The 15,228-nt window shown below is 67.9% G+C and carries 11 protein-coding genes; 3 read left to right on the top strand and 8 right to left on the bottom strand.

Annotated elements, in window-relative coordinates; translation table 11 throughout:
• Positions 1–116: 116 nt before the first annotated feature.
• The 7 genes from AC1Z3O_RS06615 to AC1Z3O_RS06645 form a co-directional block, all read right to left on the bottom strand.
• Positions 117–1,283, bottom strand: a complete 1,167-nt coding sequence (locus AC1Z3O_RS06615; protein WP_483514543.1) for a fimbrial protein — start codon at positions 1,281–1,283, stop codon at positions 117–119.
• Positions 1,284–1,386: 103 nt separating this feature from the next.
• Complete coding sequence (locus tag AC1Z3O_RS06620) at positions 1,387–4,335, bottom strand: two-partner secretion domain-containing protein (RefSeq protein WP_483514545.1); 2,949 nt, start codon at positions 4,333–4,335, stop codon at positions 1,387–1,389.
• Between the two features lie 75 nt (positions 4,336–4,410).
• Positions 4,411–6,126 carry a ShlB/FhaC/HecB family hemolysin secretion/activation protein gene (locus tag AC1Z3O_RS06625; RefSeq protein WP_483514547.1) on the bottom strand — a complete coding sequence of 572 codons (1,716 nt, stop codon included), beginning with the start codon at positions 6,124–6,126 and terminating at the stop codon, positions 4,411–4,413.
• Positions 6,123–6,902 (bottom strand): fimbrial biogenesis chaperone, encoded by a 780-nt coding sequence (locus AC1Z3O_RS06630; RefSeq protein WP_483514549.1) that lies wholly within the window; start codon positions 6,900–6,902, stop codon positions 6,123–6,125. The genes AC1Z3O_RS06625 and AC1Z3O_RS06630 overlap by 4 nt, the downstream gene beginning before the upstream one ends.
• Complete coding sequence (locus AC1Z3O_RS06635) at positions 6,896–9,910, bottom strand: fimbria/pilus outer membrane usher protein (protein ID WP_483514551.1); 3,015 nt, start codon at positions 9,908–9,910, stop codon at positions 6,896–6,898. Before AC1Z3O_RS06635 ends, AC1Z3O_RS06630 begins: the two co-directional genes overlap by 7 nt.
• Positions 9,911–9,999: 89 nt before the next feature.
• The gene (locus AC1Z3O_RS06640; RefSeq protein WP_483514553.1) at positions 10,000–10,785 is read right to left on the bottom strand and encodes a fimbrial biogenesis chaperone; all 786 of its coding nucleotides are present in this window, start codon (positions 10,783–10,785) and stop codon (positions 10,000–10,002) included.
• Between the two features lie 23 nt (positions 10,786–10,808).
• Entirely contained in the window at positions 10,809–11,393 is a 585-nt protein-coding gene (locus AC1Z3O_RS06645) for a fimbrial protein (protein ID WP_483514555.1), read from the bottom strand.
• Between the two features lie 582 nt (positions 11,394–11,975).
• Here AC1Z3O_RS06645 and AC1Z3O_RS06650 point away from each other — a divergent pair.
• Complete coding sequence (locus tag AC1Z3O_RS06650; RefSeq protein WP_483514557.1) at positions 11,976–12,200, top strand: hypothetical protein; 225 nt, start codon at positions 11,976–11,978, stop codon at positions 12,198–12,200.
• A 167-nt stretch (positions 12,201–12,367) separates the two neighbouring features.
• Here AC1Z3O_RS06650 and phaP1 read toward each other — a convergent pair whose 3' ends face one another.
• Complete coding sequence (gene phaP1, locus AC1Z3O_RS06655; RefSeq protein WP_483514558.1) at positions 12,368–12,943, bottom strand: TIGR01841 family phasin PhaP1; 576 nt, start codon at positions 12,941–12,943, stop codon at positions 12,368–12,370.
• A gap of 358 nt (positions 12,944–13,301) precedes the next feature.
• Here phaP1 and AC1Z3O_RS06660 point away from each other — a divergent pair, with 358 nt between their 5' ends.
• A complete protein-coding gene (locus AC1Z3O_RS06660) occupies positions 13,302–14,249 on the top strand; it encodes a histone deacetylase family protein (protein ID WP_483514560.1) in 948 nt (315 codons plus the stop codon).
• A complete protein-coding gene (locus AC1Z3O_RS06665; protein ID WP_483514562.1) occupies positions 14,246–15,160 on the top strand; it encodes a DMT family transporter in 915 nt (304 codons plus the stop codon). Before AC1Z3O_RS06660 ends, AC1Z3O_RS06665 begins: the two co-directional genes overlap by 4 nt.
• The last annotated feature ends 68 nt before the right edge of the window (positions 15,161–15,228 follow it).

The raw sequence follows: 15,228 nt of genomic DNA on the forward strand, positions 1-15,228 counted from the left end.
CCTCCGGTCGGGGTGGCAGGTGGCTGGTATGGGTGCCTCCCGCAGTGCTGGTGAAAGCAAGGGGGAGAGCATGGGACGGCAGGCCCGTCCGTCGGCGGCCTGCCTTGTCGGCGTGTCTAAGGGAAGGTGACGAAGTAGCTGGCCAGGCCGTTCGCCTGGCCGGCCCTTACGGGTCCGCTGGTGCGCACATAGCGGCCGTAAAGCGTGAGCGTGGCGTCTGTGGCGCTGCGTTCCATCGTGTGCAAATCGGTGCTGCCCGGGGCTGGAGCCGTGTTGGAGTACCTGACGCGCTTTTCGGCTCCGCCCGTCGGCAGGCTGTACATCGCGATACCGATGCCCTGGGCGCCGCCGGTGACGCTGAGCGTGTCGCTGGTATTGCTGGTCTCGTTCTCGTCGCGGAACCAGACCTGTGGCTTGGCTGCGCTGGCGCACTCGCTGAGCTTCAGGGTGACGGGGCTCGACGGGGGGCCCTTCCAGTTCGGATTCGCCGTCACCTCTGCGGCGGAGACCGTTCCCAGATGCACTGGAAAGGTTGCGGCATCGACCTTGCATTTATTGGGGATCGCTTCGCGTGGAAGGAGGGCACTGTACAGTGCCCCGCTGGCCAGATTGTTGCTGCAGGCATTCACCCCCGGATGCGGCGCGACACTGGTGCCGATAATGCCTTTGCTCGCGTCCACTGAGTACGTGAACAGCTCCACCATCGCGTTGTTGACGATGCCGGTGATCTTGATATCTCCGGCGGGCAGGTCTTTCGGATCGACCAGCAGGACGAGCTCTTGAAATACGCCGAATGAGTAGGTCGTATCCTCTGGTGTGAGTTCCGTGATGCTGAGGATTGTCTGCTGCCGTGGTCCCCGATCGATGGCTTGGTCTTTGTGGCTCATACGGATGCCGATCTTCGATATAAACGGCGTCGGATCGTTCTGGATCACCACGGGCATGATGGTGCCTTGTACGAGCTGGACCGGATTCAGCCAATTTCCCAAGGCCGCCAGGACTTGCGGTGACCTGGCCGGGCCGGTTGTGTTGAAGTTCACGGAGAAGGTGACGGTTCGTTTGAGAACGGTTTCCCCCGCTATTGTGGAGGCAGTGATGCCGGGGCCTGTCCAGCCACCGCCCCCGACCGGTTTGTTGGAAACTTCGCACTTGTTCACAGTGACGTAGCTGGTCGCCGCCGCGGCAGTGGGCAGTAAGCTGGCGAGCAGCGCGGCGATCAGGGAGGCGATGGGACGGTAGCGTGAGGCGCGCCGCGCGCCATCTGGTGAAGGGGGGCTGGTCATGAGTTTTCCCAGGGAAGATGGCCGCCCCGCCGGGGCGAGGTAGCCATGCCCGGAACCGGGCGGCGGATCCGGGCTCGGCAGGCTGGTCGGCCCGCCGTGATGGTTACTGGAACAGGCCGCCGTTCGAGCCCACCGGCGGCACCAAGGCAGCTTCACCGCTGGCGACGTTGCCGATCATGCTGCCACTGTTGATGCCTGCCAGGCCGCCGTAGACCTGCTGGTAGTTCGCCGTCAGGTAGTTGATGCGGGTGGAGGCGGTGGAGTACTCGAGCACGCTGCGGTTCACGCCCACCAGGCCACCCAGCGCGGCATAGGCGCCGCCGCGCACCGAGCCGGCCGCATGCGAGTACGAGACCTTGCCCTGGTTGTCGCCCACCAGGCCGCCCACGCTGCTGCGGGCGCCGCCGGTCACCTCGCCCAGGCCGATGCTGCCGAGGATGGTGCCGAGGTTGGCGCCGGCTACGCCGCCCACGCTGGCGTTGTCGCCGGCGCTGACCTTGCCGTAGCCTTCGGCTGCGGTCAGCGTGCCGAGGTTGTAGCCGGTCACGCCCCCGGTCAGGCTGTTGATGCCGCCGAAGACGTCGCCATAGCCCTTGGCGTTGAGGAGGGTACCGCCGTAAAGGTTGCTGCCGACCACGCCGCCCACGCTGGCGCCGTAGGTATCGGTGACCGGGCCGGTGGCCGCCACGTTGACCAGGCTGCCGCCGTTGGCGTTGAGGCCGGCCACGCCGCCGATGCTGGCGGTGCTGCTGCCGCTGACCTGTCCGTTTGCCTGCGAGGCCGTGATGGAGGCGCCCGAGTTCAGGCCGACCAGGCCGCCGGCATTGCCGCGCAGGCTGCCCTGCACGCGGCCGCTGGCGGCGGCGTTCAGGATCTCGCCGCCGTTTGCGTTCAAGCCGGCCAGGCCGCCCGCGTTGACGCCTGCGCGGCTGGCCATGACCACACCTTCGCTGCGCACATCCTGGAGGGTGCCGCCATTGTTGACCCCGGCCAGGCCGCCTACGCCGCCACTGGCGTCGTTCAGCACGCCGCCCGATACCTGGACTCGCGACACCGTGTCCCGGATCGCGCCCGGGCTGGTGAAGCCCCCTTTGATGTTCTCGCCGACCACGCCCCCCACCGCGCGGGCGTTGACGCCGCCGATGACAGTGCCGCCGGTGCTGACGCCCTCGATGGTGCCGGTATTGGTGCCCACCAGCCCGCCCACCGCGCTTTGGCGAGCGGTAGCGCTGCTGACCGTGACGCGCTCGGTGCTGACATTGCGGATGAGGCCGCGGTTCACGCCTGCCAGCGCGCCCACCGAGCCGGGTACGGGGCCATAGGCATTGTCGGCCACGCTGAGGTTGGCCAGCTTGAGGTTGCCGATGGTGCCGGCCGACTCGGAGAACAGGCCGACATTGGCGCCGCGCCCGGTGATCACGAGGCTGCTGATGGTGTTGCCCAGGCCATCGAAGCTGCCGCTGAAGACGCCGTTCGGCCCGCCGATGGAGAGCAGGCGCCCGCCCGTGATGTTGTTGCCCAGCACGTAGTGGCCCCACAGATTGGCATCGATCTGCTGCAGTTGCGCCGCGTTCTGGATCACCGTGTGGCGGATGCCGTCGGCGGTGAAGCCGGCGCTGGCGCCCGACAGGGTGACCGAACCCTTGTCGCCGAAGTTGCGCCCGCCGGGGGCATTGATCTCGAGCTCGCCGGCGGTGCCGCTGAGGGTGAGCTTGTCGTTGACGTTCACCTGGTCTGCGGCGTTCAGCGTCAGCCCCGCGCGGATGCCGCTGGCGGTGATGGGCGCGTTCACGGCCAGGCTGCCGGCCGAATCCAGGGTCAGTCGGTTGCCGGTGCTCCAGGCCACCGGCCCGTTGAGGGCCAGGTCGCCGGCCTCGCTCCTGGCGGTGATATTGGTGGTGGCCAGGTTCTGCGCCAGCGTGCCGCTGTAGGCGTTGGCGCTGCTGTCGTTGGCATAGCGGCCGATGGTCAGGGTGGGGCCGCTCAGCGTCCAGTTGCCGTGCATGCCGTTGTTGGCGCGGGTGTCCACCAGCAGCCCCAGGCCCACATCCAGATTCTGGCCACGCGTCACGATCTCGCCGCCGTTGCCCACCGCATTCAGCGCGCTGGCGCTCAGCCGCCCGCCGACGAAGGTGCGGCCTGCATCGCCGCCGTCGAGCGTGATCTTGCCGGCCTGCCGGTTCAGCGTATTGGCCTCGATCGCGCCCACGTTGTTCACCACCGCCTGCAGCAGGTTGTCGCTGCCGCGCGCCGTCATCAGCACCTGGCCGCCGTCGGCCTTGAGCAGGCCGCCGTTGTGGGCCAGCGCATTCGCGGTGGCACCGTTGACCTCCAGATTGAGCAGGCCGCCGGCAGCGCCGAAGCGTACCATCGTGTCGCCGCCCGCGCCCAGTGCCACGCTGCCCAGCGGCGCCTGGATCAGGCCGTCGTTGCGCACCTCGCCGCCCAGCAGGGCGATGCTGCCGTTCTGGGCGGCGGTGAGGGTGCCTTGGTTTACGACAGCGTTGGGGGAGTGTGAGGAGGTGAAGGTGTAGCTATTGCCCGGGGCCAGGAACTGCTGATCCGTGATGCTGTGGGTGGTGGCCACCAGGCCACCTACATTGACCTGGGCATTCTTGCCGAACAGGACCCCGTTGGGGTTGACCAGGAAGACGCGGCCGTTGGCAAGGAGCTGTCCTTGGATATCGCTGCCGCTATTGCCGACGACCCGGTTCAGCGCCACGGCATCCCTGCTCGGCTGGTTGAAGATGACGCGCTCGCCACGGCCGATGCTGAAGTCATTCCAGTTGATGATCAACTTGCCGGCTTTCTGGTTGATGGACGTCAGCCGGTTGTTTGCATCCGTCAGGATGTCGGCGGCATTGGCGCCGCCAACAATGTTCGGGGCGCTCGGCAAGGCGAAGGCGGAGAGGGAGCCGCCCAGGCCCAGCAGTGCCACGGCCGCCGCCACCAGCGACCGGCCGCCCGACTTGCCGCGCCGGCGCACGCCTTCGTGCGCCACCTTCCAGCATCCCTGGGCCGTGTTCCAGACCAATGCGTAACTACGGTTCATTTTCATACCTCATGACGGTTGGTGTGACTCTGCTGAGCCCCAGCAGAACGGGTAACGAAGCTGCCGACATGGCGGCTAGAAGGTCTGTGTGGCCTGCAGCCAGAGGCGCGGTTCGCGCCGGGGCACCTCGTGCAACTCGCGCTTGCCCAGCGGCCAGGCCAGCGCGGCAGTGAACTGGCGGCTCCCATCCGCCCAGCGCAGGCCGAGGCCGGCGGCACCCAGTGCGAGGGTGTTGCGTGCCGGCGTCCAGGGGTGCTTGTTGATGGCGACGGCGCCCTCGTCGATGAAGGCGCTCAGCAGCCAGCCGGGGGCCGGCGCGTAACGCAGCTCGGCGCTGGCTTGCCAGCCCTGGTCGCCGCTGCCGGCGCCCAGGGTGTAGGCGCGCACGCCGTAGGGGCCGCCCAGGCCGAGCTTCTCGGCGCTGTCCAGGTTGCGCGAGGCCAGTTGCGCGTTGAACTGGGCGTAGAAATGGAAGCGCCCGGGTAATTGCTGCAGCCGCGCGGCGCTCAGGTTCAGCTTGTGGAAGCGGCCGACGCTGCGCGCGGTGAAGGCGTCGCGTGCCTGGTCGTAGGGGGCGCCGAGGCGCAGCCGGCCGCTGGCATAGCCCAGGTAGAAGACGCTGCGGCCGCCGCCGAGCCAGCCGTCGTCGGCATTGCCGCTGAGGGACAGAATCAATGCGTCCAGCCGTTTGGCCGAGCTGACCTCGAACAGGTCCATGTCGTCGCGCAGCCGCTTGTGGTCGTACTGGAGTTGCGCATTCAGGTTGAGGCGGCTGCTGCGCAGCAGGGGCTGGCTGAGGAAGGCGCTGTGCACGTCCGCCGTGCCGTGCGCCTCGAGCTCGGCGAAATCGCGGCCCAGGCTGTAGCGGGTGCGGGCGCTTGCCGCTCCCAGCCGGGTGGCATAGGGGCCCAGCGGCAACTGGTAGCCGGCGCGGTAGTAGCGTTGGTGCGTGTCGCTGGAGAGCAGGCGCAGGTCGAGGCGGTCGCCCAGGCGCAGCGGGCTGTTGATGCCGAGGCTGCCCCCCAGGCGGTATTCGCCGGTATAGACGCTGCCGTAGTTGTCCGCCTCGAGGCTGCCGTCCACCAGGGGCCCGGGGGTGGCTTCCACCACCAGGTCGGTGGCACCGGGCTGCGTACCAGGCCGCAGCGTGCCGCGTACGGCGATGCCGGGCATGTCAGCGAGCAGGTGCAGGGTCTGCTCCAGGACGTCGCCCTGCACCGCATCGCCCGGATGCAGGCGCGACAGCGGCGCGCGGATGGCCACATCGAGTGTGCGCGAACGGTTGTCCAATACCACTTCGTCATAGCGGCCCTCCCGCACGCGGATCAGGACCACGCCGTGCTCGATATCCTGCGGCGGCAGATAGGCGCGCGCCAGCAGGTAGCCGCGCTCCTGGTAGAAGGCGGAGAGGCGCCCGGCGGCCGCGCGCAGCTCGGTCAGGGTCAGCGCCTTGCCCTTGAGGTCGTCGAGCAGGGGCAGCAGCAGGTCGTCGCCGAAGGCCTGATTGCCGTCCAGGCGGAAGCTGCTGACTTCGAGCCGCGCGGCGTCGGCGCCGCCGGGCTCGGCGGCGGCAGGGGCGGCCGGCTGCGGCATGGATGGCAAGTCCAGTTCGGGCGCCGGCGCCGGCGGCAGCGCGGGGCGCACCGATTCGATGTCGCGCATCGACCGGCCGGCGTCGGGCACGGGAGCGGCCCATGCCACCAGGGGGAGGGCGAGCGCGGCCAGGCCGGCCCGCGCCGCGCACAGCGCGGGATGTGGGTGGCGGGCGGGAGGAAAGCGTGTTTCGATCATGATGGGAGTGCGATGTCCTGTTCGACTGCGGTCTCGCCGCGAATCGCTTCGCCACTGTCGCCGGCGGCCTGGTAGTGCAGCGCCGTGCCGGCGGGCAGGACGCCCGTGCCCTTCGGCAGTGCCAGCGCGGCGCTGGCGAAGGGTGGCACCGTGAGACCGCCGAGCTGCAGCGGTACGGACGCGCGCGGCAGCATGACCGCGGCCAGGCTGACGAAGTAGGGCGTGTCGTTGCGGGCTTCCAGCGCGGGGACGGCGCCTGGTGCGCCGGGCCGCAGGCGCCAGCGCAGCCGAGCGATGGCCTGCTCGGCGCTGCCGGCCAGGCCGGATGGGCGGTACAGCACCTTCATGCGCAGGCGCACGGTGAGCTTGAGCAGCTTGCCGTCGCCGGCGGGAAGCGGCGGCACCTCGAGGAAGTTGATCCAGAACACCGACTCGCGGTCCGCGGGCATGGCCTCGCCGCTATGGCTGAGCTGCAGTGCGACGCTGCCCTGCGGCTCGATGCGTGCGATCGGCGGGGTGAGCAGGAAGGGCACGGCCAGGGTGCTCGGATCCGCATCGGGGTCCCCGCGATCCAGCCAGGTCTGCAGCAGCACGGGTTGTTCGCCGCCATTGCCCACGCGGATGGTCTGCGAGGTGGTGCCGGCCGGATAGATGAAGCGGGTGCCGACCACCGTCAGGGCGGCCTGCGCGCTGCCCGCGGCCAGCAGCAGGAGCGGAGTCAGCAGCGCGAGCGCACGCGCCTTGGCCGCGCGCGCGGGGGAGGTCAGGTTCACCATGAGGCGGAAACCGATGTGCCTGGCTGCGTGAACAGCCACCCTTGCGCCGACCGTTCGCCGAAGGTGCGGCGGAGTGTTGCAGGGGCGGGCGCAGGCTGCGGCGTCGCGGGAGCCGCGGCGGCAGGCGCCACCGGCGAAGTTGCTGCAGGAGGCGAGGCCCCGGGGACCGGCTGGCAAGGCAGGTCGAGTTGTTGGAAGCCGCTCGAGCGGTGGCCTTCGCCGGCGGGCAGCGCGTAGTCGATCTGGCACTGCCGGCCGCCCCACTGCACGCGGATGCTGCCGCGTTCCTGCTCGGTGCGGATCACCAGCCGGCTGCCTTGGCCCACCGCACCGACCACGGTGCCGCTGTGCGCGTCGACCGCAGTGGCGGCGAAGGGCAGGACGGTGCCATCGGCCTGTCGGCTGTCGATCAGGATCGGGATGGCGCGGCGCGTGGGGTAGTCGAGCCTGACGACGGCGCCTGCACGGGGCGCCACGCTGCGCGCGCTCAGCTTGAGCTCCACGTCCTGCGGCATGCCGCTAGGATCGAGCTCGATGGTATTGAGGCGGTAGGGCGACAGCCCGGTGACCACCGCATAGCCGCGCCCGTCGACGCGGGTCTCCGAGCCCGTCCGTGCCCCTTCGGCATGCGGCGCATGCACCAGGGCGATGGTTTCTCCCAGCGTGCGCGCCAGCGTGACACCTCCCTGGTGCGCGACCACACCGCCGGATGCGCTCAGTGAACCCTGGCGCGAGCCCGAGCCCCAGGACACGCTGGCGCCGACGTCGGCGGTGGGCAGCCGGTAATTGAGGCTGGCGCTCTTGGTCGTGACGTTGTAGCTGCTGTCGCGCGACAGCGCCAGGCTGTAGTAGCCCTGGCTGCGCTGGCCGAAGGTATCGCTCGCGCTCAGCGTACCCTGCGCGCCGGCGCTGTCGTCGTGGGTGGCGAACAGGTTCAGCGTCGGCGCGCCGCCCACCTCACGCCCCAGCGGGATGCTCAGATTGAAGCTGATGACCGTGTTGGTGCGGTTGCCGCCCGGGCTGCCGCCGGGCCAGGCGCCGAACTGGGTCGTCAGGCGCTGCGCGGAGATGCTGTAGGTGATGCCGCGCCACTGGTTGCTGTAGCCGGCCGCGAAGGACAGCACGGTGCCCGGCTGGTTCCAGTACTGCATCGAAGAGCCGGTCAGGAACACGTTGCCGCCGGTGCTGCCGAAGCGCTGGCTGATGTTGGCGTCGAGCCGGGTGCGCACGCGTGCCATGTTGTCGAAGGCGAGGCCGCGCGCGGCGCGGTCGCGCAGGGCGACCGCATCGGACAGGCCCAGGTAGCCGGGCGTGGCATAGCGGTAGGCCAGCAGCGAGAAGTTGGTGCCGGCCTGCGGCAGGTTCTTGCTGTAGGTCAGGCGGTAGCTTGCGCCGCGGCGCGAGCCGCCCCCGGGAAGGGTGGCGTTCGACACCGTGACGTCGCCGGCGAAGGCGCCTACCGGCGTATTGACGGCGGCGCCCGCCAGCGCGGACTGGTAGCCGTTGGTCAGCGAGGCGCCGCCATAGACGGTGAGGTCATTGTCCAGGCCGTACTGGTAAATGCCTTGCAGCAGGTATTGCCGGCGCTGCAGGTTGGGGTCGTTGGTCTGGCCGACGGTGGCGCTGAAGCGGCTGGAGCCGGGCCGCAGCATCTGCACCGCGGTGGCGAAGGGCACGGTGAAGGTATGCACCTGCCCGTTGGCCTCCGTCACGCGTACCTCCAGGTCGCCGCCATAGCTGGCGGCCTGCAGGTCATCGATGGCGAAAGGGCCGGGGGCCACCGTGGTTTCGTAGATCTGGTAGCCGCGCTGGTGGATGGTGACGCGCGCATTGGAATTGGCCGTGCCGCGCACCACCGGTGCGTAGGAGCGGTAGATGTCCGGCAGCATGCGGTCGTCGCTGCTCAGGCGCACTCCGCGGAAGGAGACGGCGTCGAAGAACTCCGCGCCCGTGGTGCTTTCGCCGGCCAGCAATTGGGAGCGCCAGGCCGGCACGTCGGTCTGCGCGTAGGTCAGGCCGCGCTGGTAGTCCAGGCCGCTCTGGGGCGACCAGGTGGCGGCACCGCTGTGGCGCAGGCGCACGCTGCCGATGTTCACGCCCATGTCCAGGCCGGCGTAGCCGTTGGTCTGGCTATGCCCGTTGCTTTGCGTGGCGAACAGATTGGTGTAGTAATTGAGCCGCGCCGCGGGGACGCCGCGGTCCCAGTTGTCCGGGGAGACGTAGGTGGGCGTGGCCCCGCTGCGCAGGAACACGCGCGGCACCGTCAGGTAGAGCTTCTGCTCGGCTAGGTCGAGGCGGACCTCGGCGCCGGCCACATAGCGCGACAAGGGGGTGCACATCGGGCCCTCCGGCATCGCATTGCTGCCGCGCTGGTCCTGGCCGCGCGCGGCCTTGTCCAGGTCCACGCCGGCGCGCGCCAGCAGCGCGCGGCTGAAACAGGGCAGGGGCTCTGCCTGCTCGTCCATGCGGCGGAACTCGATGTCTTCCAGTCCACGCCACTGGCCGTTGACCATCAGGTCGAGCCGGTGCACGCCAGGCTCGACCGGGTTGCCGCGTGCAAAGCGCGCGGTGTCGATCCGCTCGCCGTCGGTACCCTGCACCAGAAAGGCGCTGTCGAATACAACGGTCTCCGCGCTGCGGAGCGGGCGGGCTGCAGCCTTCCCGCCTGCGGCCTCGCTCGACGCCGCAGTGTGGTCAGGCTGTGGCAGCGGCACGGCAGCAGGTGCCGTGGTATCGGCTTCGCCGACTGTGGATGGAGCTGATGCAGGGGAAGCCGCGGGTGGCGTGTCGGCGCCCATATCGCGCGCTGGCCGCCCGGACTTGGTACCGCCCGAAAGTTCCCGCTCCAAAGTCGCCGCGAACCCGGCGCCCGGCTGGCCGGCGCCCAGCGCCATCGAAGGCAGCATCAGGCTCACGGCCAGCGTGATCGGGCTGGGTGCTGCGGCGCGTGGCCGCCCGCGCTTGCGTGGCTGGGGCGGCTGGGTGGGAAGCGTGGGCAGGTTGCGCATGGAACTCTGGAAACGGGTGGACGGCGCCGCATCCGTGCCCGCCGCCGGCGGGGCGGATCAGGCCGGGAAAGGGGGCAGCCGCTGCCGGCCTAGCGGAGAGTCCCGGATGGGGGCGGGACGTCCAGGAACTTTTCCATCGCGTTCGTGCCGCCAAAGTCGTTGATGACGTGGTAGCGGACCGCAGGCGGCTGCCCGGCGCTGGGCAGGCTGCCCTGGAGATCGAAGCGCATCTGGCCGAAAGGGTCGACCATGCCGCTGCCGGCGGCCACCGACCGGTCCCCCACCTTGGCCTCGACCGAACTGAAGGAGACGTAGTAGGGCGTGGGGTTGGAGACTTCGATCTGCTGCGCGGGACGGGTGGAGGCCACGGCTGCAGTCTTCGCCGGCGCGGGTAGCAGCTTCCAGGTGAGCCTGTCGCCGGCGACGGAGACTTCCCCTGTGGCCAGGGCCGCAGGGCGGTAGAAGAGCTTGATGCGCGTGCGGAAGGACAACAGCATGTAATCCTGCCGCGTGTCCTTCGGGCTGGGCGGCACGTCGACGACGTTGAGCCAGTAGACGGATTCGCGGTCCTGGGGCAGGTCGTCCTGCAACCGGCTAATGCGCAGCGCCGCGCCACTGCCAGGTTCCACGCGGCTGACTGCGGGAGTCACCACGAAGGGCGAAGCCGCGCGATCGGGCGGTAGATCGGCGCGTCCGTCGTCGATCCAGGCCTGCATCAGCGCTGGCGCGTTGCCGCTGTTCTGCACCTGCACCGACACGTCACGGCTGTCGCCAGGGAAGACCACGCGCGTGCCCTGCAGCACCAGGCTGGCCTGGGCCGACGGCAGCGCCAGCGCGAAGGCGCCGGCGACCAGAAGAAAGGGGATGCTGCGCATCGCCGGCACCATGTCGCGCCCCTTTACTCGTAAACGATCTGATAGCGGATCGCCGAGTTGTAGATGCCCGGGCGGACGCCGGCGGCACCAGCCGTGTCCTGGCGGACCAGGTTGGCGTAATACTCCAGCGTCACCGCCTTCGTGGCGTCATCGATCGTGAACGGCGTTTCGTTGGCATCGGTGCTGCTCAGCAGGATTTTGCTCGCGCCGGCGGCATCGTTGTAAATGTTGACCTGCACGTTCTCCGCGTAATTCGCACCGCTTTGATTCATGAGGCCGTTGGTTTCCTTGTCGAGCAGGGGGTTGAGGTTGTCGAACTTGATTTTCGCCTTGGGGACGGGGGCGGGGCTGCCTGCGTAAGCACAATTGCTGAGGCGGATGGAGAATTTTTCCGCGGCGGCGTTGGTTGCCGGCTGACCGTTGGTCGCGAAGTCGGAGGGCTTGAGACCCTCCTTGAACGTCACGACTTTGTTGACGTCGTTAGCGTTGATCTTGCAAGTGGTGTCATAAACCTTGCCGGAGAACTGGATCTGGCCGTCGAATGCGTGCGACAGCGTGGGCAGTCCGGCCGCCAGGGCGACGAGCGAGGCGAAGGCTACGCGTTTCATTTTCTTGTCCTTTGCAATGAAGATTGAAAAAACCACTCCGGCACCATGCCGATAATCGAGGGCGTGCGGATGGGGTTGGAAAATGTCCGTTGGCGGTCCCCTGCTCTCGGTTTGAGAGAGTGGGGCGGCGTGGACTATGTGCATAAGCCAAAACGTGATGTTCTGGGCGTCTGCAGGCGGTAATGTAATGCGGGTGAAGCTGGGATTGATTAGTAATGATGCTAAATATCAATCGTAATTGTTCGATATTGGCGGGGCGGTCGTCGTGTGCGGAGATATTTCGCTGTGAGTGATAAATATTCTTGGTTTTGGCCCGGAAAATTCTCTATTTTTGATTTCTTTAGTGAATTGTCCGATTGGGGTGCGACCGAAACTCGGGAATTTCTGGCTTGGGAAAGGAGGAAGGCCGCCCCTTGGGGGAGTGAGGAGGTCCGCTTTCAGGCAAATCGCGCTGCCGTGCAGGTGGTGCTTGTCTGGGGAGGGGCTTTGCTGTACGGACGAGGGGGCGGACTGAGCCGGATCGCTGCGCTGCGACCACTTCTCCAATATGGCAATTAACGGCCAGGCCGTGCCAAACCGCAGATGCCAGATACGCTTGGGCGCTGCGGACTGTTACCAAGTGCTCAGGCGTTCAAGGAGGAGGGGGGAAGAGAGGAAGAGAGGAAGAGAGGAAGAGAGGAAGAGAGGAAGAGAGGAAGAGAGGAAGAGAGGAAGAGAGGAAGAGAGGAAGAGAGGAAGAGAGGAAGAGAGGAAGAGAGGAAGAGAGGAAGAGAGGACGAAAAAAACCCGGCACGCGGCCGGGCTTGAAGGTACCATTGCATTGCGCAAGACGGATACCGAGGAGACAAGGGGAGGGGTCCTGATGGACCACCGTTGGCAAAGCGCACTGTCAGGACAGCGTCGCTTTGCCAACGGGCCGGCGCAGGCCGGCCTTGCCGCTGCCGGCACTAACCGGCAGCGGGGCTGGCGTGGTCTTAGACCGACGCCGGCTTCTTGGTGGCCGAGCGAGCCGTGGCGCCGGCTTGCTGCGCAGCCTTGCTGGCGGCAGTGGCGGCAGCCTGGAAGTTGCTTTCAGCGATTTCAACAGCCTGCTTGGTGGCCTTCTGGACCGACTCGTAGGCGTTGTTGGCGGCGCTGATGGCGGACTTCACGATGGCGACGGTCGACTCCGAGCCGGCCGGTGCGTTCTTGGCGAAGTTGTCGACCAGGGCTTGCACATTCTTCGAGCCTTCGGCCAGCTGGGCTTCGGCGACCTTGGTGAACTCGCCCTGGGTTTCCGAGGCGATTTCATACAGGTGACGGGTGTAGGCCAGGGCCTTCTCGGCAACAGGCTGAACCAGCGAAGCCTGGATGGCCAGCAGTTCCTGCGCATCCTTGGCGGACAGCGCCTTCTTGGCGTTGTCGACGTTTTCAGCGAAGGTCGTCTTGACGACCTGCAGGTTCAGTTCGACCAGCTTTTCGACGCCTTCGAATGCCTTGGTGGTCAGACCGAACAGGGTCTCCAGGTTGGCTTTTTGTGCAGCTGCGATTTGTTCCGGGGTGAGGATCATGCTGAGTCTCCAGTGGTGGGTTCAGGATCAAGCAACGTTAGGCCGCCCAGATGTCAGAGCCATGACAGGAAAGAACTTGTCGGAAAGCCAAGCCCAGGCGTGAAAGTCATCAGCGCACCAGCAGGTTTTGTTGGCATGATGCGCTGCAACAATTCCCATTCTAGGGCTTGCTAAAGGTCTGTCAAGCGGTTTTTGTGCGTCGCACAAAAAATTGTTGATGACTTCCTTCGATGCGGCGCATAAGTCATCTTCCATGGGCCGGCCGTAGAGTCTCGGGCACGGGTGATACCATCACGGCTTCGCGCGGCGGTGCCCGCCATCTGGCACTTCGCCCGCCACGCCGCTCCCTCCCTGCCCCATGCTAGCCTACTACGCCGACCAGTTCGTCCTGCCGCTGCCGCCGGGCCACCGCTTTCCGATGCGCAAGTACAGCCTGCTGCGCGAAGCCGTAGCCTCGTCGGTGCCCGGCTTGGAACTGCGGGAGGCGCCGCGGGCGGACGATACGGCGCTGCTGCGGGCCCATACGGCGGACTATGTACGGCAGGTGTCGGACGGCGTGCTCGATGCGGCGCGACAGCGCGAGATCGGCTTCCCCTGGTCGGTCGACATGGTGGAGCGCTCGCGGCGTTCGGCCGGCGCCACCATGGCCGCCTGCCGGGCTGCGCTGGCGGATGGCATCGCCGTCAATCTGGCCGGTGGCACCCACCACGCCTACGCGGATAAGGGGGGCGGTTTCTGCGTGTTCAACGACGCGGCCGTTGCGGCGCGCGCCCTGCAGGCCGAGGGGCGGGTCGCGCGGGTTGCCGTGGTCGATCTGGACGTGCACCAGGGCAATGGCACGGCGTCCATCCTGCGGGACGACCCGAGCGTCTTTACGCTCTCCTTGCACGGCGAAAAGAACTACCCCTTCCGCAAGGAGGCTAGCGACCTGGACGTCGGCCTGCCTGACGGCTGTGGCGACGACGACTACGCACAAGCGCTGCAGGATGCGCTCGACACCCTGTTCCACCGCTTTGCACCCGAACTGATCATCTACCTGGCCGGGGCGGATCCGCACGAGGGCGATCGTCTCGGCCGGCTGAAGCTGACCCTTGCGGGCCTGGCGCGGCGCGACGCGCTGGTGTTCGAGAGCGCAGCCGCGCGCGGCTTGCCCGTGGCGGTGGCGATGGCCGGCGGCTACGGCCGGCAGATCGAGGACACCGTGGCCGTGCATGCGCAGACTGTGGCGCTGGCCGCCCGGTTCCAGGCGCGGCATCCGCGCTTGCGGCTGGCGGCGCAGTCTCCGGCCACGGCGGTGCCGGCATGACCGGCGGCACCGCAAGTGCGCGCGCGGGCGGCGCCCGTGCCCGTCTGTGGGTGGCGTGCATGCCGTGGCTGTTCGTGCTGATCTGGAGCACAGGGTTTATCGTGGCCAAGTACGGCATGCCCTACGCGGAGCCGATGACCTTCCTGTTCCTGCGCTTCGTCGGCGTGCTGGTCTTCATGCTGCCCTTCGCCGCGCTGGCGCGCGTGCCGCTGCCGCAGCGCGGCGGCCGCACCGACTGGCGCATGGTGGGCCACCTGGCCCTGGCCGGGCTTTTCCTGCAGGCGGGCTATCTGGGCGGTGTCTGGGCGGCAGTCAAGCTGGGCATGCCGGCAGGGGTTTCGGCGCTGATCGTAGGCATGCAACCGGTGCTGACCGCGCTGATCGCGTCGCGCCTGGGCGAGCGCATCAGCGCGCGCCAGTGGCTGGGTCTGTTGTGCGGCATCGTCGGCGTTGGCTTGGTCGTGGCCAACAAGCTGAGCGTTGCCGGCATGTCGCTGCCGGCCCTGCTGCTGGCGGTCGGCGCCCTGTTGTGCATCACGGTGGGCACGCTGTACCAGAAGCGTCATTGCCCGGTGTTCGACCTGCGCATCGGCTCGGTGATCCAGTTCGCCGCATCGGCGCTGGCTTGCCTGCCGTTCATGTTCCTGTTCGAGAGCCGCGAGGTGCAGTGGACCGGCGCCATGATCGGCGCGCTGCTGTGGTCGGTGCTGGCGTTGTCGATCGGCGCCATCTCGCTGCTATTCGTACTGCTGCGGCAAGGCGCCGCTACGCGGGTGTCCAGCCTGATGTACCTTACGCCGCCCACCACCGCCGTGATGGCCTGGCTGCTGTTCGGCGAGCAGTTCCCGCCGCTGGCGGCGCTGGGCATGGGGCTGGCGGCGGCCGGCGTGGCCCTGGTCATCCGGCGCTAGGCCGCAATCCCTTGACATCCATTCGCCGCCCCCGCAGCCATCAGTCCGGCCGCCTGCCAAAGGCCTTC

This window comes from Cupriavidus sp. 09_S30 (assembly GCF_056930435.1).